General features: G+C 67.8%; 10 protein-coding genes. 2 read left to right on the top strand and 8 right to left on the bottom strand.

Annotated elements, in window-relative coordinates:
- Positions 1-34: 34 nt before the first annotated feature.
- The 3 genes from LLH23_01150 to LLH23_01140 all read right to left on the bottom strand — a co-directional run bounded on the left by LLH23_01150 (position 35) and on the right by LLH23_01140 (position 6,393).
- Entirely contained in the window at positions 35-2,506 is a 2,472-nt protein-coding gene (locus tag LLH23_01150) for a DUF4091 domain-containing protein (GenBank protein MCE5237083.1), read from the bottom strand.
- Between the two features lie 53 nt (positions 2,507-2,559).
- On the bottom strand, positions 2,560-3,393 hold the full coding sequence (locus LLH23_01145; GenBank protein ID MCE5237082.1) for a zinc ribbon domain-containing protein: 834 nt from the start codon (positions 3,391-3,393) through the stop codon (positions 2,560-2,562).
- Between the two features lie 138 nt (positions 3,394-3,531).
- Positions 3,532-6,393, bottom strand: coding sequence for a LamG domain-containing protein (locus tag LLH23_01140; protein ID MCE5237081.1), 2,862 nt, complete (start codon positions 6,391-6,393; stop codon positions 3,532-3,534).
- Between the two features lie 164 nt (positions 6,394-6,557).
- Between LLH23_01140 and LLH23_01135 the strand changes: the two genes are divergently transcribed.
- The gene (locus tag LLH23_01135) at positions 6,558-8,576 is read left to right on the top strand and encodes a hypothetical protein (protein ID MCE5237080.1); all 2,019 of its coding nucleotides are present in this window, start codon (positions 6,558-6,560) and stop codon (positions 8,574-8,576) included.
- Positions 8,577-8,696: 120 nt separating this feature from the next.
- Positions 8,697-12,920, top strand: a complete 4,224-nt coding sequence (locus tag LLH23_01130) for a VCBS repeat-containing protein (GenBank protein MCE5237079.1) — start codon at positions 8,697-8,699, stop codon at positions 12,918-12,920.
- Between the two features lie 12 nt (positions 12,921-12,932).
- Here LLH23_01130 and LLH23_01125 read toward each other — a convergent pair whose 3' ends face one another.
- The 5 genes from LLH23_01125 to LLH23_01105 form a co-directional block, all read right to left on the bottom strand.
- Positions 12,933-13,949 (bottom strand): alcohol dehydrogenase catalytic domain-containing protein, encoded by a 1,017-nt coding sequence (locus LLH23_01125; GenBank protein ID MCE5237078.1) that lies wholly within the window; start codon positions 13,947-13,949, stop codon positions 12,933-12,935.
- Positions 13,946-15,508, bottom strand: a complete 1,563-nt coding sequence (locus LLH23_01120) for a VanW family protein (protein ID MCE5237077.1) — start codon at positions 15,506-15,508, stop codon at positions 13,946-13,948. Before LLH23_01120 ends, LLH23_01125 begins: the two co-directional genes overlap by 4 nt.
- 79 nt (positions 15,509-15,587) lie before the next feature.
- Positions 15,588-16,148: an SIS domain-containing protein gene (locus LLH23_01115; GenBank protein ID MCE5237076.1), complete on the bottom strand. Its 561-nt coding sequence runs from the start codon at positions 16,146-16,148 to the stop codon at positions 15,588-15,590.
- A gap of 27 nt (positions 16,149-16,175) precedes the next feature.
- Positions 16,176-18,773 (bottom strand): insulinase family protein, encoded by a 2,598-nt coding sequence (locus LLH23_01110; GenBank protein ID MCE5237075.1) that lies wholly within the window; start codon positions 18,771-18,773, stop codon positions 16,176-16,178.
- Positions 18,774-19,003: 230 nt separating this feature from the next.
- Positions 19,004-20,113, bottom strand: a complete 1,110-nt coding sequence (locus LLH23_01105; protein MCE5237074.1) for a Gfo/Idh/MocA family oxidoreductase — start codon at positions 20,111-20,113, stop codon at positions 19,004-19,006.
- Positions 20,114-20,302 lie beyond the last annotated feature (189 nt).

Below are 20,302 nucleotides of genomic sequence, written 5' to 3'. Positions count from 1 at the left end.
GCGGTACTGCCAACGTGGTTGGCCGCACCACACCTCATCTGCGGAACCCGCGTACCCCGAAGTCCTTGCCCCACGGGTCCATGTCCGTCATGCCCGAGGCGCTGATGGCCTCGGCCACCCGGTCGCGCCAAGCGTACAGCACGGCCGGGTCATGCGAGTAGTCACTCATGGTCTTCATCAGCTTCTCGGGCACTCGGAGCGCGGCCTTCGCCTCCGCCAGCCACTCCCGCTCCTGTCCGGTCAGACTCGGTCTCGCTTCATAGGCCCTGATGATGTGCTCGAGGATGACGGCGTAGGCATAGTCCTCCTGGCCGTCGCGGTAGTTCTCCAGGCGGATGGTGGGAACCGGCTTGCCGTCGACGCCTGAGCAGAACAGGGACCCGTCGCCATGGTAGGTCGTCCAGCTCACGGGGTTCCAGTCGGTGAACGGCCCGCTCTGGATGGGCCTGTTCTGGTTCCAGATGCTCAGCGAGTAGTACAGGAAGCCATCGGGCCGCTGTCGGGCGGCCATCGCGCCCATGAGCAGGCGCGACTCGATGGCGGCATACTCCACAAACCAGTTGGCGAAGGGGTTGTGCGGGCCGCAGCAGATGTACCACCAGACGTACTTGCCCGCCGCCCGCGCCTGCTCCGCCTTGGCCGGGACGAAGGAGGGCGTGAGCGGGCACCAGGCATCCATGGTGTTGACGACCGAGGCCATCCCGTAGCTGGCATCGTAGCTCGTCGTCATGAGGACGACCTCGGGGAAAGCCTTGCGCAGTTCCTGGGCACAGCGCTCCAGCAGCGGGAACTGATCTGCGCCGCGCTCGTCGAAGCCGTAGATGTAGGCGTGGTCGAGCAGACCCAGTTGCTTGGCCTGCTCATATCCGGGCCGTAGTCGCTCGATGACCTTGGCGACCTCCTGCTCGAAGTTCTCCTCCGGCGCGCCGCCATTGAACACGTTGCCCAGGTTGAAGGCGCAGAGCTGCCCCCGGTCGTGCAGGTGCCGCAGAATCTCGAAGTCCGGTGGCCCGCTGCGGTAGAGGCTGTCATAGTCAATGTAGTAGTCCGCCAGGAAGTCCGCATAGGCCATCTTCATCTGGGGCCAGCGGCCCTTGCCGCCCATCTGGTCCGGGTGCTCGAAGAAGGTGATGGCGGTCGGCAGCGGCGTGCAGTCCGGCAGGGCGAAGGGATAGACGCGGACGCTGAGGTCGAAGCTGAGTGGCTGCGTCCCCTCGGCAGCTACCTGCAGCTTGCCCCGATACAGCCCCGGCGCCTGGTCCCTGGGGGCCCGCACGCGGACCCAGAAGGACTGTAGGTCGCCCTCCTTGACCTCGACGGGGCCCAGGAAGTCGAGGATCGGGTCGGGCCACCATCCCACGTACGAGACCTGGTACGGTGGCCGCGTCTTCGTCTCGACGTAGCCTACCACATCGCAGTTGACATGCTCAGCGCTCAGCACCGCGCCGCCCGGGGTGCGCAGGTCAGTCACGCTGACCTGCACGCCCTTCACGGTGCCGGTGCGCGGCGTCACCAGGACCTGAAAGCTCTCCTTCTCGTTGCGGGCGAGGCTCAGGTGGACGCGGCGACTGACACCCGGCCGGCACGAGACGTCACGCGGCAGGACCTTCTCCATGGAGCTGGCGAAGCCCACGAGGAGCCTGTCGCTGGGTAGCCCGGTCTCGTCGAAGGCCAACTCGAACTGCAGCATGGCCTCCACGCGTTGCAGGCGCTGGGGCAGCCGGGGCAGTTCCGCCTGCAGCTCTGCCAGGCGTTCGGTGGTCAGGTCTGGCGAGGTGGCTGCCTCGCGCGCCGCCTTCACGTCACGCTGCAACCCGCCGATGCGGAGCTGCAGTCCGGCGCGCTGCTGCTCCGTCCGGCAGCGCGCCCGCAGGGCTTCGTGATGCTGGCTGATCTGCTGCTCAAGCACGTCGAGGTTGCCCATCGCCAGCTGAGCGATCTGCGACAGGAAGGTTGCCGGTAGCGCCGGTGCCTGTTCGCCAGGCTTGAGCAGCACCAGGTTGTCCAGGTACAGCGCCATCTCGCTGGTTGGGCGCTGGCTGAAGAAGTGCAGGATGGCGATATCGCCCTTGTTGACCTTCTCAGGGAAGCTGAGCGGCACGACATAGCGCTTGAAGCCACGTTCGGGCAGTGTTAACCCGAACGACAGCCCCTCGCGAAACGGAACCTTGCTGTCGGAGATGAACACACTGAAGAACTCGCGCGGCCCGGGATTCGTCACGTCAATGATGAGGCGGTCGAAGGCGCGCCAGTCCTGCACGGGGGGCTTGGCCTCGAAGGCGGGCCACTGCTCCATGCCCTCTCTCCACTGCGGAGTGTGGAAGCGCATGGCGGTTCGCCCGGCGCTGGCGAACTCCGGCACGCGCGCCAGCGTGTCCTGCTGGGGGGACCGAGCGCGCCACACGGTGATCTCGTCATCGTTCTCGAAGCTGAACAGAGGCGTGCCGGCGTGAACCACGCTCAGCACGAACAGCAGCAGGATTACGACGAGTGCTGTGGGCTGCATGATGTGGGCCTCCCGAGAAGCCGTGTGGACGGGGACGCTCAAGTCCTGGCAGGCTACCCTTCAGGGAACTCCGGCGTGCTGAAGATGAGCCACCCCCGCTCGGTTCGCTTCAACACGTAGCTCTGCGTCTCGGTCTTCACTGCGCTGCTGTCCGACGGCGACCACTCGACGGACACAGTGAACTCGATCGTGTTGTCATCGCGGACATTGTGGGCCGTGATCTGCTTGCTGTGGACCGTCAGGTCCTCCTGGCCAACCACGTCGGGGTTGAAGCGCGCTGCCGCCTGGCCTCCCAGGTACTTCTTCATCTCCTGCCCGTCGTTCCCCAAGTCGGCGGCGAGGTACTTCTCGAGCACCACGGTAGCCTCGGCGACCGGATCGGTCGAGGAGACCGGCTGGGCGCCGGACTCACCCGTCCCGTCCTCGGCGGACGCCTCCTTGTCGCCCTCCTCCGCTCCGGAGGAGGTCGTCGTACCGGACCTATCATCGGGCAGGTTCTGCGTTGCCGTGGTGACGGTTGTGCTGACGCGGCTGCCCATGGTCTTCCAGGCATAGAAGCCGGCGATGCCCACAGCGGCGATGAGCACGAGGAGTACCGCCCCGATCACCAGGCCGATGATGAGCGGCGTGTTGCTGCGCGGCGCTGTCTGCGCCGGAGGGGGTGTGTAGACCGGCGGCGGGGCAGCCACTGGCGGTATCGCCGGTGTCGGGGGAGCAGGCGGCGGCGCGGCAGGCGGTGGGGCCGCGGGGGGCGTCACGACCGGCAGCGGCTCCGTGGCGGCCATTGGCGCCGGCTCAGCCGGCAGGTTTGCTGCCAGGGCGCCGCCGCATGCTCGGCAGAACCTGAGCTTCTCATCATTCTCAACGCCGCACTTTGGGCACTGCATAGACCGCTCCTTTGCCGTGTAGCCGGTCCCATGGCTTGGCCGTTCAGGCATGCACCGTCGCCATCATCACCCGCTAACCCAACATATCTTCGCCGGTACTCCGCCAGAGGCCTCCTACGGGCCTTGGGGGGGACGTGCCTACTCCAGGCACACCATGCGGTATCCCAGCCTTGACACCGATAGATCGAGCTTGCCCGCCGCCAGGGGCAGCGACTGCTTGCTCGGCCAGTCCAGCGCTTGCCTCGGTGCGCCCACGCACCTGGCGTTCAGCGTGACCTGTCCCTGGCGGTCCTCGCGGCTCACGTTCCCCACGATCAGCAATGTTCGTCCGCCCTTGCGGTAGGCGCTGACATAGACGTCCTTCATGTCCGTCGCCGCCGGGCTCGGGTCATCAAAGTAGCCGACGAAGTCAGCACCCACATAGCCGAACTCATCCAGGGCGGCCAGGGCCTCATTGGCCACCGTCGCGTTGCACCAGATCGGCCAGACCGCTGTGTCATGCAGCATCAGCAAGGCCATCAGGCCGCGCGTCGGCTCGACCTGCTTGGCGTGTTCCGCGTCGAACTCGGGCAGGAAGTAGGGCACGATCCCCCACTGCCGGCCCATGTACTCGGCCCGGAACGTGTCGAGGCCGAACATGTCCATGTAGCTGTCCTTCACACGGCTCCGGAAATGCTCGCCGTCGAGATAGCTGTCCTCGTAGGCCAGGATCGGGATCGTGACCTTGCCGGACATGTGCGCCATGCTGAAGGTCTCGCGGGGCGACTGCTTGAGCACCGCGTACATGCGCCGGTACAAATCCCGGTAGCCGAGGATGGGGAACGTCGGGTGTACCTTCCCATCGCGCACATACCCGCAGCCGGCGTCCAGATTGGTGGAGCTGTACGGGTGGGTGTTGTCGTGGTAGAGCCCGTCAATGCCATACCGGTCTATGAACTGCCTGTTCTTCCAGACGATGAAGTCCGCGTAGTCCTTCGCCACGGGAGAGACCATGGCGAAGCCAACACCATAGGCCGCCACATCCGACGAGGAGGCATCCACCGGACCCATGCCCCAGACCTTGCTGAAGAACGGCCACTCGGGGCAGGCCCCCGACAGGAAGCTCAGACACAGGTATGGCACGGCCTTGACGCCCCCCTCGTGCAGCTTGGCGATCCGCTCGGCGTGCGGGGCCGGGTCGGTGGCTTCGGGGTAGCCGAAGTACCGGATGGAGTCCTTGGCGGGGCTCGGCCACATGATGGCGACGTTGCCGTTGCGGCCCGGCTGCAGCCGCCACTTGCGCCAGTCCTTCGGTAGCGGCTTGACCGGCGTGGCCTGGAGGCCGAAGACGAACTTCCAGTTGTCCGGCAGCTTCTGCCCCTTCGCGAGGAGGTTCAGGCGCAGCGTGACCTTGCCCGCCTCGCGGATGATCTGCACGGCGTCGGGCGACTGGCCGTTCGGCCACATCTCGTCGCTCTCGCAGAACCAGAACAGCCCCCGGTCGTTGTTGCCCAGCCAGTAGTATGGGATGAACCTGTCGTGGTCCACGACGCCCTGCCCCTCGGGCAGCAGGCCGGTCTGCTTGCTGGTGTCCCAGCCAGAGCCGTAGCGGTGGCGGTACATGGCGACCTCGGGGCGGACGGGGATGTCTATCGTCAGCGTCTGGAGGGGTTCAACCGGCTTCCCGGACAGCTCGATACGGGCGAGACCGTCATAGCTCACAGCGGTGTGCATCTTCATCTGCGGCAGGGGCAGGTTGCCATCTACGGTGGCCTCAGTGCCGGTCGCATTGACGATCACTGTCCTCCCGCCAAAGAGACCGCTGTTCGCGTTCCCCGTGAAGGTCTCGATCGACAGTGGCTCCGCCAGAAGGGGCACGCCGCCCGACGTGATCTGCCTGACGCCGTTACCGTAGTCGAAGTCATACTCTCTCCCCCATACCGACACCACCTTGCCGTTCACCTTCACCGGCGTCCACGGCGGGATGACCTTGTCCTCGAGCCCCAGCTTGTTGCCGCGCCAGGCTGTCATGTCCGGCACGATCAGGTCGCGCCGCAGTTCGAAGGCCTGCTTCCCCTGCTGCAGAACCTGGACCACCACCTCGAACTGGCCGGGCTTGGAGACATCGAGGGGCAGCGTGGCTGCCACTTCCCCGCCTGTGAGCTTCCGCTCGGCGACGTCGCCGAGCGGCTGGCCCTTGGGCACGACGGCCATCTTCGCCCGCACCTGGTCGTCGGGCACGTCCGCGCCGCCGGTGGAGAGGTTTGCTGTGACCTCACCCTTGAGTGGGTCAAGTTCGTAGTTCAGCAGCGTCTGCCCCGCTGCCAACGGAGCGACGAAGTCGTAGTTGCCTTGCACATGGGCCGCGATGTGCGCCGGGGACAGCGCCCGGTCGTAGATCCGCACCTCGTCAATCAGGGAGTTGGTCTGGCGCTCGATGTGCCAGGGATGGTCGCCAATGCGGAAGGTGGGGCCGAGCTTGAGGGGCAGCGCGCCCTGGGCGGGCAAGGTCGTCGCCGGTTGGCCGTCGACGTACACGCGTACGCCATGGGCCGACCACGTGCCGGCGATATGGTGCCACTCGCCGGGCGTCCAGGTGAGGCTGCGTGCCGTCGAGAAGTACGGACCGTTGGCATTCTCACAGGTCAGCATGAGCAGATTGTTGCCGTCGAGGTACTTGTACAGATACAGCGCGCCCTCGCCGCGCGTGTCGAAGAAGACGTGGAAGGCGTGCTCGGAGGGCACCCAGTCCAGGGGACAGACCCACATCTCCACCGTTCCAGCCTCACGCTTGAGCAGGTCCGCCGGGTAGTCCACATACCCTGTCGCGGGCCCGGACTTCAGTGCCTGACCGATCTTGCCGGCGGCCAGCACAGGCTTGCCCTCGGCGGTCCCGGCGAGCACTCCAGCCGCAGTGGCGCCGTTGAGGTCCTGGTCGAAGCTGATGGTAACGAGCGGACGGGTCTGCGCCTGGCAGGTGGCGGCCCAGAGCAGTAGACAGACAGTCGTTGCGTACCGCATTGGCGTAACCTCCGGAGGATAGGGGGTATTTCGCCATGGACGGCCCCAATCCTATGAGCAAAAGAAGAGGTTGCCGGAGGCGCAGGGAATGTAGAATGGTGGTACAATGATGCAATACTGACTGTCATGTTGTGACTACGCAGACCTCCAGGAGGTGTAGGAAGATGGCAAGGCGATGTGCATTGACGTTGGCGCTCGTCGTCGCGGCAACGGCTGTGGCCTGGGCCGCGCCGCCGGTACTGCAGCCCCGCGCCCAGTTGCTCATGAAGCCCCTGTCCTTGGGGGACACCTTCAAGAACCTGCTGGTCCGGCAGAAACTCGCGCCGGACAAGCAGGATGTGGCCCTGAAGCAGTTCCAGGCTCTGCCCGCCGACCTGCAGCATGTACTGTTGACGGCCATGGACCAGCAGTACGGGGCGCAGTTCTACTCCCCGGCCTACAAGGCCGTGCTCTTGCGTCCGGGCACGGTGTTCGTCCTGAAACCGCGCATCACCTCATGCTGGCCCACCTACGGCGCTCCGCCCAACACGTGGGTCGTCGTGATGGGGACTTCTTTGCAGGCCGCCGACAAGGTGCTGTGGGATGGTGTCGAGCGGGCCACAACTTACTACGGACCAGACGTGGAGTTCTTCCCCAACTCGCTGTGCTTCCAGATCCCCGCGGGCACGCCTCTGGCCACCAGTCATGAGGTGAGGGTGCGACGCTCGGCGACCAACGAGAGCAGCGCCTATAGCTACCGCTGCTGCGCAACGCGTGGCTACCGGGGCATATACGGCTGGAAGTTCGCCAACTTCGGCGCGCCCACCATCCCCTGGCACCTGTACCGCGACTTCTTCGGTCAGTCGGCGGTGGAGTACTCCAACGGCACCCACCGACCCGCTGCGCAGAGCTGGTATGACTCGGCCTACAAGGGCGTGGGCGGCGGCGGCAACTGCTACGGCATGAGCAACTCCAGCCTGCGCCTGCGCAACGGCAACATGACCACCTACCACCGCACCTGGTTCACCTCACACCCGCAGCCGTTCTGTTGGTTCTATGACTGGTGCAACGAGACCAAGGAGTCGGTGCAGGAGGACCAAGGCGGGCAACTCAGCGCCGAGATGGCTGTGACCATCAACGACCTGTGGAACAACCAGGACCACAAGGAGGCCTGGGACCGCATCAACAGTCTCGTCTACGAGGCGATCAACCGGCCGGTCGTGGGATTCTGGTACGTCGGTCACTGGGGCCACGCGGTCGTGCCCTACAGCACGGCGATCTCGGGTTCTCAGCACCGCATCATCTGGTACGACAACAACGAACCGTATGCTGAGAACGAAACCGGCGGGCCGGACAAGAGCACAGCCTACGTGGACTGGAACAACAGCAGCTTCCACGCCAACAGCTACGGCACCGCCAACAAGATGGTCTGCATGTCCTACAATGAGTGCATGAGGCCGCCGCACCTGCCGACGGCAGCCGGCGGGCCGGGAGCCTCGGCCACCGGCACGGTCGTGGCCGTCGTCGAGGGCGGCAGCGTCCAGCAGATCGAGGATGAGGGCGGCCACCAGTTCTACGGAGCGGACGGGGCGGAGAACGCCGACCCCAACACGCGCATCCCCAACTCGATGCGCTACGTTCCCGTACAGGCCGCCGGCCAGGAGTACACCGGCCCGGCCATCTTCATCTTCAGCAACGCCACCAACAAGAACCTCACCTTCACCGTCGCGGGTGGCGGGTCCAAGCGGCTCAGCTTCTTCCAACCCGGCAGCGTCTTCCGTGCCGAGTTTGCCGGCCAGGGCCAACTGAGGCTCAACCGCATCCTCACCCCGACCCGTAGCCTCGAGCTGCCGAGCCCGCCCGCCCTGCAGCCGTCGCAGATCCACGTCATCCACGTGCAGGCTGCCGAGCGCGTGTACAATCTGCAGGGCCTGAACCTGGGCGCCGGAGCAGCCCAGGTGAGTATCATTGACGACAACCAGTTGCAGGTCCAGACCGGCACTGCGGGCCTCTTCGACCTGCGCGTCGAGACCTTCGCCAACGGTCAGGTCGGCCAGGCGCTGTTCCGCGGCATCGCTACGCAGGCCAACAGCCGCGCCCAGCTCGCGCCTGGTGACTGGAACAACCTGCCCGGCACCAGCCTGAACCTGAACCTGCGCTTCCTCAACAACCAGCAGATTCAGCAGCGCCGCATCAACCAGTAACGCCGCAGGGGACTGACCCCAGCGCCCACGGAAGCTTCGCCGGAGACAGGCCATGTCTCCGGCGAAGTGCGTTCTGCAGGCTGCTGGCCCCCGGCCGTCGAAGCAACACGCTGAGGTGAGATGATGCTCCGACATGGCTGGACGTTGACGGTCGCAGTGGCCCTGCTTGCCGCGGGGGTGGCATGCGCAGCCGCACCCGAGGAGTTGGCCCAGCAACAGGCCCTCCTCCAGAGCATGGAAGTGAAGCCCGGGCAGCTCAGACCCCTGGGTCTGGACACGCCGATCGTGGTGGATGGCCAGGCGAAGGCGGTCATCTGCCATGCCGACGATCCGGCCTGGCGCCAGGCCGCTGTGACCGTACAGCAGGCCATCACCGCTGCCACCGGCGTGACCGTGCCCCTCCTCACCGACCAGCAGTTGGCGCGCGAGGACTTCCTCAGGCAGCCGGTCATCCTCCTGGGCCATCTGGACAACAACCGGCATGTCGCCCGGCTGTACCACAACTTCTTCGTATGCCTCGACCAGGGCTTCACCGGGCGGACCGGTTACGAGATCCGCTCGGTACACGACCCCTTCGGGACGGGACAGAACGCAATCCTCGTAGGCGGCAGCTTCCCCGAGGGGACGCAGAGAGCCGCCGAGGCCTTCGCCGCCCTCGCGAAGGCAAAGGGGCGGCAGGGCGCGCTGACGCTGGGGCGCCTGCTTGACCTGAAGTTCGACCCGCAGGACCGCCTCGACCAGGGGGTCCCGGTGCTGGCTGCACAGAGCGTCCCGGACCAGGTGGCCAGCATCCGCAAGAGCTTCATGAGCCCCGGGGAGGGCCGCAGTGGAGCCTCCGCGGTGGTCCGTGCCGGCCTGAACTTCCAGCGCAGTGGCGACCCGGGGTGGGGTGAAGCCTACAAGGGCGCCATGGCCGCGCTGCTGGAGTACTACCGCACCGACAAGACCATCAACCAGGACGGCATGAGGCGCTACGACAACGACTTCCGCGATGCCTGGACGTTCCAGATCGCCATTCTGTGGGATCTGCTGGAAGAGAGCGGGCTCTTCAAGGACCAGGAGCGCCTCGACTACACCAACCTCGTCGTGCGCCTGGGCCTGGAGTGCGTCCTGTACCAGGGGCATGATCGGCCCGACGTGCGCGAGAAGTGGCTCACCAACACGCGCATCGTCCACAACCACAACACCTTCCCTGCTCTCGGCCTGCTGTTCGCCGGGCAGTACATGCAGCGCCACTACCACGCAGCGTGGGCCGAGGACTGGATCAAGGCCGCGCACGGGGTCTTCAACGGCCTCAAGCACACCAGCAAGCCCATGGAGGATGCTGCCTCGTACCAGTGGCTGCCGATAATGCACTGCGCCCTCTACTCCCTGTCCCAGGGCGACATGGCGTTCTTCACCGAAGGCCACATGCGGCGGGCAGCGCTGGACGCCCTGCAGGTCATGGATAACGCCGGCTACGAGGTGGCGTTCGGCGACAACTCCGGGGAGATGGGTTCGGGCGGGCTGGGTGACGTCATGCAACTGGCCGCCTGGTATGCCCGTGACCCTGAGTTCGTGTGGGGGGCGCAGCACACCAGCGGCGGCGCGCAGCACCCGCTGCGTCAGGGCTACGCGGTCCGCCTGGAGCCGCGCGAGCCCAGAGATCAGGTCGGCATTGTCGCAAGCCCCCTCCCCAGGCCCAACTATGACGACTGCGCCGTCGGTGCGCAGTACCGCACCGCCCCCAACGTGCCCTACGAACTGACCTTCAACAAGCTCTCCCTGCGCGCGGGCTGGGACAGGAACGATGAGTACCTGCTGCTGGATGGCTTCGGTCGGGGCAATCACATGCACTTCGATGCCAATGCCATCCTGCGCTACGCGCGCGGCGGGCTGCCGCTGCTGTGCGACGGCGAGTACATCAAGAACAGCCCCAAGTACCACAGCAGCATGGTCATCATTCGCGACGGACAGGCGGAGTTGACGCCGGCTGTGACGCGACTCGACCGGGCCGAGATGCTCACGAACGCCGGCTGTACGCAAACGACCCTCACCCAGTACAACGGGGCCGACTGGACCCGCACGATGCTCTGGCGGCCGAACGAGTACCTGCTGGTGGCCGACGAGATCAAGGCTCTCACGGCGGGCGACTATGCCCTGCGCTGCTGCTGGCGACCGTGGGGGGAGGCGAGCGTGCGAGACAACTCGCTTCTGCTCAGCAGCCCGCCGATGCGGCTGGCAGTCTGCAATGTAACGGGCGAGCCAGCACGGCTCGAGAACCTCAAGCAGAGCGGCAACATGCCGGTCAGCCGTTTCTCCGAGCAGATCGGCCTGCCCCTCCGCGCCGGTCAGTCGCACCGCTTCATCAATGTCATCACTTCAGGGGACGCGAAGCAGTGGCAGGAGACGCAGGCGCGGCAGGTCCGGCCCGGCGTGGTCGTCATCGAGCGTGCCGGCAGCGCCGAGGTGGCGTGCCTGGGCGATGCGGAGCTGCCCGGGCTGACGTTCCGGGGCGCGGCCCTGGTGCTCGGCCAGGACGCCATCCGGCTGTTCGGCGCGACGAGCCTCACCGCCGGGACCGCGAAGATCACGGCCTCGGCGCCGGTGTCGCTGGAGCTGCTGCTCAAGGACGGCACTGGCTGTCTTGTCAGCACCGGCGATGTGACAGTGACGGTCCAGCTTGGCGCGGCGGCGCCTGTGAGCATCCATCAGGCCGCCGGGAGGCACGCCGTCACGATCCCGGCCGCGCCGATGCTGCCGGAACTGCTCCGAGTCATCGAGCAGACGCGGGCGCTGCCGGCGATGGCGGCGGCCGGGGCGACGACCGGGCGGCCGCAAGCGGCCGCGGCGCCGGCGTGGGAAGCCCCCGGCTTTGACCCGCTACCGACTGCGCTGCCGGTGGCCGAAGTGACCTCGAGCCCCGAGCCGACCGCCGCCCGCGGGCCTGTGAGCAAGCTGTGCGACGGGCAGTACAGCAGCTCGGCGGGCTCGGTCATGTGGCCCGCGGGGCAGACCGCGGTCATCAACATCGCGTTCGTGGAGGACACCCGGGTGCGGAGCGTGGTGCTGCGCGAGTGGCACATGAACGAGACGTGGGCGGTCAAGGACCGCAAGCTGGAGCTGAGCAGCGACGGCTTCCGGAAGGACATCCGCCCCATGCCGGGGGCTTTTGCCGAGACGGGCACGCAGTCGTGGGGCGGCAACGTCAACACGATCTTCGAGCTGCCCGTCGGGCAGCAGGCGCAACAGCTACGCCTGACGATCTCCCCGGCCAATGAGCAAAGCTCCGTCTACGTAGCGGAGGTGGAGGTGCGCGGTCTGCGTACCGGTCAGTGCCCTCGCGTCACGGCACTGGCGGCCGGCGACCTCAACGGTGACGGCGCAAGCGAGGCGGTCATCGGGGGCGAGGGCGGGCAGTGCCGGGCGCTGGACGCCGGCGGCCGGACAGTCTGGGAGTACGCAAGCAAGGAGCGCGCGCGGATCAACAGCCTGGCCTGCGCCGATGTGAACGGCGATGGGCGGGCTGAGGTCATGTTCGGGCAGGACGCGCAGACAGTGGGCCTGCTGTCGAGTGACGGCAAGCTGCTGTGGACGGCGCGGCCGCCGCGCTTCCGCGGTATTGACAGTGATGTGATGACCGTCTTCCCCGGCGATGTCAACGGCGACGGGCGCCCGGAGGTCATCTGCGGCGTGGAGAGCTGGCAGTACTTCGCCTACGACGCGACCGCGAAGCAACTCTGGGGGCACGTGATCTACGCACACTCGGCAACGGTCGGGACGGCTGCCGACCTGGATGGGGACGGCAAGGATGAGATCGTGGCGGGAGATGTGTACTACACGCTCAATGTGATTGAGCACGACGGCAAGCGCCTGTGGCGGGGTGGGGCCATTGGTCCCGAGATGACGGCCGTCGCCGCCGCGGACGTCACGGGCGACGGCAAGCCCGAGGTGTTCGCCGGCGTGGATGGCGGGCTGCTCTACGCCTACGACGCGGCCGGACAGCGGCTGTGGGACCTGAACCTGGGGGACAAGGTGACGCGGATGCTGCCGCTGGATGTCAACGGCGACGGGAAGCAAGAGCTGATCTGCGCCGCCGAGAGCGCCAGCGTCTTCGCCGTCAGTGGCGAGGGGAAGATCGTCTGGCGCACCGGCTTGCCCGATGGCTGCAGCGACCTGGCCCTGGTGGTCGGTGCGAGGCTGGTCGCCTGCTGCGGAGCGGCCGGGGTCGCGGTGCTGGGCAAGGACGGCAAGGTGCAGTCGCTGCATCCGCTGCCGGCCCGCGCCGAGAGCCTCGCCATCGTCGGAAGCCAGGCGGTGGTGACGGAGAGCAACGGGCAGGTGGCGGCAATCAAGCTGCCGTAGCGGGGAAGGACCCTACGGGCAGACGATGGCCCGGACGACGGCGCCCTCGCGGCGGATCGAGTCCTCCAGGGCCTCGGACGACTGGTCAAGCGTGTAGTTCCGCGTCGGGAAAGCCTCGCTCTTGAGCCGACCGTCGCTGAGCATCGCGAGGCACTCGTGCAGCGTGTTGCGCGACCGGCGGCAGAACACGACGGTCACCTCCTTGCGGCGGGGGATCTTGGCCGAGTACTGCTGCAGGTCGAGCGAGGGGATGCCCAGCACCATGACCTTGCCCTCGGGACGGGCGAGGTCCAGTGCCTCGGCGAAGCTGTGATCCCCGCCGGCGGCCTCGAACACCACGTCGGGCTCGGGGGAGCCTTCCCAGAACGGCTTCAGCTCTTCGGCGCTGGCCGCGACCCTGGCTCCCAGGCGTGCCGGGGCGGCGCGGCGCCCCTCACGGGGCTCGGCGACGAAGATCTCCCCGGCGCCGAAGGCCTGGCAGGTCTGCAGAATGGACAGGCCGATCGCGCCGGCCCCCAGGATGGCGATCTTCATGCCCGGCTGCAGGCCGGAGAGGCGCACAGCGTGCAGGGCCACCCCCAGCGGCTCGGCCAGCGCGCCGCCGATGAAGTCCACGTTGCCGGGCAGCTTCGCCAGCGAGAACCCGGGGACCGCGATGTACTCGGCCATGGCCCCGTCGCGGTCGGGGTAGCTGGGGAAGATGATGTGGCGGCACAGGTTGGTCAGGCCGCGCTCGCACATGTCGCAGTGGCTGCAGTGCCAACTGGGCTCGCAGGCGACGCGCTCCCCGATCTGCCAGTCGGTCATGTCCGCGCCGCAGGCAGCGACCTCGCCGGAAAACTCGTGGCCCAGGATGATGGGGCCGGAGGGGTAGACGCCGCTGCTGTGCCCCTCTTCGTACATGTGCAGGTCCGAGGCGCAGATGGCGCAGGCCCTCACGCGCAGGAGCACTTCAGTCGGGGCCGGCTCCGGCGTGGGGCTCTCCACGACGCGCACGTCACGCACCGCAAACATCCTGGCTGCTTTCATGATCGGGCTCCGGTCTTCGTCTTAGGCCGGGCGGTGCCGGCCGGCTTGGCGCCTGTTTTTTTCACTGCCGCCCCCCTGGCGGCGGTGTGTCCGTTCGCCGGCTTGGCCGGCTTGGCGCCGGGCGGTTTGTAGGGCAGGGGCTTGCCGTCCGGGCCGAGCTTCACCGGCACCGGCTTGCCGTCGGGACCGACGATCGGTTTGCCGTCTTTGCCCTTGTAGAACGTGGGCTTGGTGCCGACGTGGATGACTTCGGTCTGCGGCCGGTACACGTCGCTGTGCAGCGTCTCACGCTTCTCTTTGCCGTCCGGCTGGACGATGACGCGCGTCACCGTCACCTTGATCCCCTTGCGGCCCGGCTTGTCTACCTTCCGCTTGCCCAGGTCGAGGGTGGGGTCAGGCATCTCCTTGGTGTCATACGGGATGCTCGCCAGGCCTGACCGCTCCAGCCGCACCTTGCGGTTGGCCTCGCGCTTGCCGATGATCTTCAGGCTGACCTCGCCGCCGCCGACCGACCCCAGGATGAGGATCGGGAAGCCGGTCGTGTTGCGGAAGCGCAGGTCGAGCTGCCCGGCGTAGACCGTAGCATCGCGGCCGGCGGGAGCATAGGTGACGGGCTGGGAGTGGTGATGGCGCTCGACGACATCCAACCCGGCAAAGAGCGCGGCGTTGTAGATGGTGGTGGCGATCTGACAGATGCCGCCGCCGGTCGCCGGCGTGACCTCACCGTCCTGGAAGATCGGCGCCTCACGGAAGCCGCGCTCGGCAATGCGCGGGCCGATGGTCTTGTCGGTCGAGAACTCCTCGCCGGGCATGACGATGGTCTTGTTGATGGCCTGGATGGCGAGGCCGAGGTTGTGCGTGCGGTCTACCTTGCCGGAGTTGTACGGAGTGTGGTAGCTGCCGAGCACGACCTCCAGGTGTGCCAGGTCCTGGGCCGACACGCGGGGCTGGGCCTCGGCGGATGCGAGCTTCACCGGCTCCTGGCTCAACTGCGTCAGGGCGTCGGTGAGGGTTGCGGCCGAGGCCTTGCGATCCAGCTTCACCCCGGGCTTGCCCGGGACCACGGTCACGTCGTCATCGGCCGAGACCGTGACGCTGGCGTCCACCGGCTCGCGGTCCACCTGCGCCGCCAGTCGCACCAGCTCGGCGCTCATGTCCGTCTCGTCCACCGTGATTTTGACCGGGATGTCCAGCGCCGACCTCATCATGCGCAGGCGAGTAGCCAACTGCGCGATGAGGCCGCCCTCGCGGCCGACACGCCAGGCCTGCGCGACGGCCTGCTCGATCTGAGGCTGGCGGCCGAGCTTGTCACAGGATAGCTTGCGTGTCTCTCCCCCCACCTCTACCGACACGGTCTGCGGCAGCGTCGGCAACCACTCGGCCTCGAGCTTCTGCCGTGCCTCCGCGTTCGTGAGCTTGCCCACGTCCACCCCGGCGATGGTGACGTGCTGGGCAATGACATCGCTCTTGCGGAACTGGCTGGTGCTGACGCTCAGGGCTCCGGCGGCTACGGCGAGGACCAACAGCAAGGCAATCAGGGAATAGATGATCCACTTCACGACAGGTGTGCTCTTCTCTTTTTTTTCTGCGGATAGGGCTGCGATGGCGGTGCAGTGACCGGGGCCCATCCCCCGCGGGCTATTCGAGCTTGGTGTGGCGGTCGCGCATCTGCTCTTCCGTCACGCCGAGCCGCTGCATGAACATCATTACCATTGTATCACACAACACGAGCAGGCACTGCTCGAATAATGAGCCGGGGGGCTGGACGCTGGCCCGGACGACGCCCCGGGCGACGGTCACGGGTGTGGGGATCTCGACCACCAGGTCGGCGGCGAGGCCGATCGGCGACTGCGGGTGCGCGGTCAGGGCGGCGATCTTGGCTTCGCGGGCCTGGGCGGCTTCGAGCATGGCCAGCGTGATGCGCGTCTGGCCCGAGCCGGTGCCGGCGATGAGCAGATGCCCCGGCCCGATGGCCGGCGTGATGGTCTCGCCCACGACGTAGGCCTGCATCCCCAGGTGCACCAGGCGCATGGCGAAGGCCTGCATCATCAGCAGGCTGCGGCCGGCGCCGCACACGAACACCCCGTCGGCGTCGGTGATGGCCTGCATCAGGGCCTCGACCTGCGCGGGCGAGATGGCGGAGATGACGTGATGGATCTCTTCGGGCACGATGGCCGGGAACGTCGCGTTGGTGTGCATGGGGGCAACCTCCACAGGTCAGGGCGCTCAGGGACGGTCCTGCTGCGGTGTGGTGACGATCTGCACCCGGTGGGGCCAGTCGAGGATCGTGCGGGCCTGCTCCTGGACCTGCGCGGCCGTCACCTTGTTGATCTCATCGGCATAGCGGAAGATCTCGCCGGGGCCGAGGCCGTACAGCACGTCGAGAGCCACCGCCTGCGCGCGGTCGCCGCTGCTCTCGAGGCCGACGGCGTGGTTGGCGATGGCCACGGTCTTGGCGAGGGCCAGCTCCTCGGCGGTCGGCGGCTGGGCCTGTAGCTCGCGGACGAGCTGCTCGATCCGCTGCTGCGCCGCAGCGGCCTTCTCGGGGGCGGTGCCCGCGTAGATCACATAGAAGCCGGTGTCGGGGCCGGGCACGGCGTACGCCCACGTGGCGTAGACGAGCTGGGCGCCGCGCAGCGCGGTGTGCAGCCGCCCGCCCGGGTAGCCCAGGCCGGCGAACACCGCGGTCATCACATCCCGCGCGTAGCGGCTCGCGTCGGTCACGGTCCCGGCCCGGAAGCCGTAGGTGATGATTGCCTGCTGCTGGGCGCGGGCGACGGTCTGGACGCGCGGCTCGGCCGGGGGCGGCTCGGCGGGCGCTGGCTGCAGCGTGGCGCCATGGCCCTGCATCTGCCCGAACGCGCGCTCGGCGAGGGCCTGGGCCTGCGCCGGGGTCGTGTCACCGAAGATGGCGAGCACCATCGTCTCGGGCCGGACGAGGGCCTGGTGGAAGGACAGCAGGTCCTGGCGCGTCAGGCGCTCGACACTCTCTCTTTTTCCAGCAGTGGGGGTGCGGTACGGGTACTGCGCAAAGAGCGTCTGGAGCATCAGGTCGCTGGCCCAGGTGTCCACGTCATCGGCCCGCGCCGCGAGGGCGGCAAGCTGCAGTTGCTTCTGCTGCTGCAGTTCCTCCTCCGGGAAGGTCGGGTGGGCCAGCACGTCGGCGGCGAGGGTCAGGGCGAGGGGCAGGTCCTCGCTGCGGACCTGTGCCGACACGCCGAAGCTGTTGCGGCCCGAGTACGGCGACAGCACCCCGCCGACGTTCTCGAGCGCCTGGGCGATCTGCAGGCGGCTGCGGGTCCTGGTGCCCCGCACGAGCATCGCGGACATCAGGCTGGTGAGGCCGGCGTTGCGCTCGGACTCGTAGCGCAGGCCGCCGGGGGCGGCCGCGAAGAAGTTCACGACCGGTACGGCGTGGTTCTCTTGCACGAGCAGCCGGAGGCCGTTGCTCAGCCTCGCCTCGTGGATGCTCGCGGCGGCGCTCGCGGACGGGGCTTGGGCAGACGGCGTGGCGGCCGTCGGTGATGCCTCGGGGGGCGCGAGGAGCGCAAAGTTGTAGTGGGCGGGGATGAAGTAGCGGCGGGCGACGCGCTGGATGTCGGCGGCCGTGACGCGGCGGATGCCCTCGACGTAGCGCTCGGAGAAGTGCAGGTCGCCGGCGGTCAGCAGGTCGTTGCCGTAGCGCTCGGCCCGGCCCTGCGTCGTCACGCCCGAGAACACGAGGTCGGCTTCCTTCTGGCGCTTGGCGCGGGCCAGCTCGGCGGCCGACACCGGCTCGCGCCCGAGACGCTGGAGCGCGGCGAGGATCGCCTGCTCGGCGGCGGCGACCTTCTCCGGCGTCGTCTCGGCGGACACGGCGAAGTAGCCCGCGTCGTATGCCGGCGTGGCCGAGGCGCTGCTGACGGCATCCACGAGGCCCTGCTCATCACGGAGCTGCGACACGAGCCGCGAGGCGCCACCGTTGGTCAGCACGTAGGCCGCGACATCGAGCGGGTACATGTCGGGGCTGAAGAGGCTGACGGTGGGATAGCCGAGCATGAAGTACGCCCGTGACAGGCCGGCCTGGTGGCGCTCGGAGCGGCGGGGCGATAGTTGCGGCGGCTCGGACGGCAGCGCCGCGCGTGGGGTCACGCGCTCGGGCAGCGGGGCCAGCGTCTGGCGGATGTGGCCCAGCACCGTGGCGGTATCGAAGTCACCGACGACTGTCAGCACCATGTTGCCGGGGGCGTAGTACCGCTGGTGGAGCCGGACCAGGTCGTCGCGCGTCAGGCGCTGGAACTGGTCGAGGGTGCCGATGATCCGCGCGCCGGCCGGCGAGACGCGGAACATCAGCCCGGCGAACTCGTAGTACAGCTCGCGGCCGGGGTCGTCCTGGCCCCGGGCCATCTCGCGGGCGATGATCCCCTGCTGGGTCTGCACGGCCTCGGCCGGGAACGTCGGGTGGAAGACGAAGTCGGCCAGGTGGTCCAGGGCCGCGAGGGTCTGCGGCCCCGAGGTGATGACATAGTAGCTGACGACATCGGTGCTGGTGTAGGCGTTGGCGTTGTTGCCCAGGCGCGCCTGCTCCTGCTCGATCTGCTCGCGGGTCCGCGTCTGGCTGCCGTCGCTGATGACGTGCTCGAGCAGGTGGCTGATGCCGGTCCCCAGGTACTCCCCCTCCCGGACGCTCCCGGTGCCCACGAAGAGCTGCACCGTGGCGACCGGTGCGCTGTGATCTTCATCGAGCACCACGGTCAGCCCGTTGTCGAGCACTTCCTGCCGGGGCGCGGCCAGCGCCCACGTCGCCAGACACAGCCACAGTGACAGCCACAGTGCTCTGCGCATGTCCGTCAGCAGCCTCTACCATAGAAATGGGGACAGACCCCGTACGGCGGTGGGGTCCGCCCGCATTGTCGCACAGTTGCCGCCGGGGGGTCAAGGGTTCAGGGTCAAGGGTCGAGGGTAACGGCAACGTCGCCGTGGCCGTGCCGTCCCCCCCTCCCTTCAGGGAGGGGGTAGGGGGTAGTAGGGGGTAGGACGCCGTCCTCTCCCCCTCCCGCCTCTCTCCGCATTCGCTACGCGTCCAGCGTGCGCGGCTGCAGGCCCACCGGGAAGGGCTCCGGGCGCCCGACGCTGCTGCAGACTTCCACATACTGGCGCTGGTCCGAGGCCTCGTAGAGCGTGTGCATGATGTCCAGGACGTGGTAGGCCAGCTCGCCACTGGCGCGGTGCGGCCGGCCCGAGCGGATCGCGTAGGCCATGTCCGCCAGGCCCAGGCCGCGGTTCTGCTCGGCGTAGCCGTGCGTCAGCGGCACCTCGGTCCACTCCGTGTGCTCGCAGCGCCTCAGGCGCACCGGCCCGCCGAAGGAGTTCGGGTCCGGCACCACCATCGTGCCCTCGGTCCCGTAGATCTCGATCGGCACGTGCGTGCTGGCCCAGACATCAAAGCTCGTGGAGATGGTGCCCACCGCGCCGCCGGCGAACTGCAGCAGGCCGTTGACGTGCGTGGGAGTGTCCACCCGGATGACCTCGCCGTAGTGCGGCTGCGAGCCGATGACGCGCTCGGGGAAGGAGATCGTGGCGGAGGCGGCCACGCTGGCGGTCGGGCCCAGCAGGTTCGTCAGCGCCGTCAGGTAGTACGGCCCCATGTCGAACAGCGGGCCGGCGCCGGGGTGATAGAAGAAGTCGGGGTCGGCGTGCCAGCGCTCGGGCCCGTGGCACATCATGAAGGCGCTGGCGCCGATGGGCTCGCCGATCCAGCCGTCGTCCAGCAGCTTGCGGCACGTCTGGCCGCCGGCGCCCAGGAAGGTGTCGGGCGCGCAGCCGACCCGCAGGCCCTGCTCCTGGGCCAGGGCCAGGATCGCCCGCCCCTGCTCGCGCGTGACGCCCAGCGGCTTCTCGCTGTAGGCGTGCTTGCCGGCCTGCAGGGCCGCGAGGGAGATCTCGGCATGGACCCTGGGGATGGTCAGGTTGACGACGATCTCGATGTCGGGGTCGGCCAGCAGCTCGTCCACGCTGCACGCCTTGGGGATGCCGAACTCCTCCGCCTTCGCCCGCGCCCGTTCGGGCAGGAGGTCTGCGCAGGCGACGATGTCCAGGATGTCCAGACGGTCCTTGGCGGTGGCGTACGCATACATGATGCCGCCGCAGCCGATGATGCCGATGCGGGTCTTCTCAAGCGCCATGGTTGTGCTCCGGGGTTGCTGAGTGTGAGGTGAGGCCACCGCATTATAGGGCGAACGGCGGGATAGGGGAACCGGGAATCCAGGTCGGGTGTGACCCTGTACTGTCGGGAGAACGGCGCTCGCGGGTCAGGGCGGGGTGTCGGCGAAGCCGACAGGGACCCCGCCTGGAGCGTGGTTAGGGTGGCTTCC

Source organism: bacterium, assembly GCA_021372615.1.
Lineage (GTDB): Bacteria > Armatimonadota > Zipacnadia > Zipacnadales > UBA11051 > JAJFUB01.
This window is presented reverse-complemented; position numbering and strand designations above follow the sequence as displayed.

Excerpts from the sequence above, each read along its gene's own strand:
- LLH23_01125 (MCE5237078.1), bottom strand. The coding sequence starts at position 13,949 with ATGAAAGCAGCCAGGATGTTTGCGGTGCGTGACGTGCGCGTCGTGGAG.
- LLH23_01145 (MCE5237082.1), bottom strand. The coding sequence starts at position 3,393 with ATGCAGTGCCCAAAGTGCGGCGTTGAGAATGATGAGAAGCTCAGGTTC.
- LLH23_01140 (MCE5237081.1), bottom strand. The coding sequence starts at position 6,393 with ATGCGGTACGCAACGACTGTCTGTCTACTGCTCTGGGCCGCCACCTGC.
- LLH23_01115 (MCE5237076.1), bottom strand. The coding sequence starts at position 16,148 with ATGCACACCAACGCGACGTTCCCGGCCATCGTGCCCGAAGAGATCCAT.
- LLH23_01135 (MCE5237080.1), top strand. The coding sequence starts at position 6,558 with ATGGCAAGGCGATGTGCATTGACGTTGGCGCTCGTCGTCGCGGCAACG.
- LLH23_01110 (MCE5237075.1), bottom strand. The coding sequence starts at position 18,773 with ATGCGCAGAGCACTGTGGCTGTCACTGTGGCTGTGTCTGGCGACGTGG.
- LLH23_01130 (MCE5237079.1), top strand. The coding sequence starts at position 8,697 with ATGATGCTCCGACATGGCTGGACGTTGACGGTCGCAGTGGCCCTGCTT.
- LLH23_01105 (MCE5237074.1), bottom strand. The coding sequence starts at position 20,113 with ATGGCGCTTGAGAAGACCCGCATCGGCATCATCGGCTGCGGCGGCATC.
- LLH23_01150 (MCE5237083.1), bottom strand. The coding sequence starts at position 2,506 with ATGCAGCCCACAGCACTCGTCGTAATCCTGCTGCTGTTCGTGCTGAGC.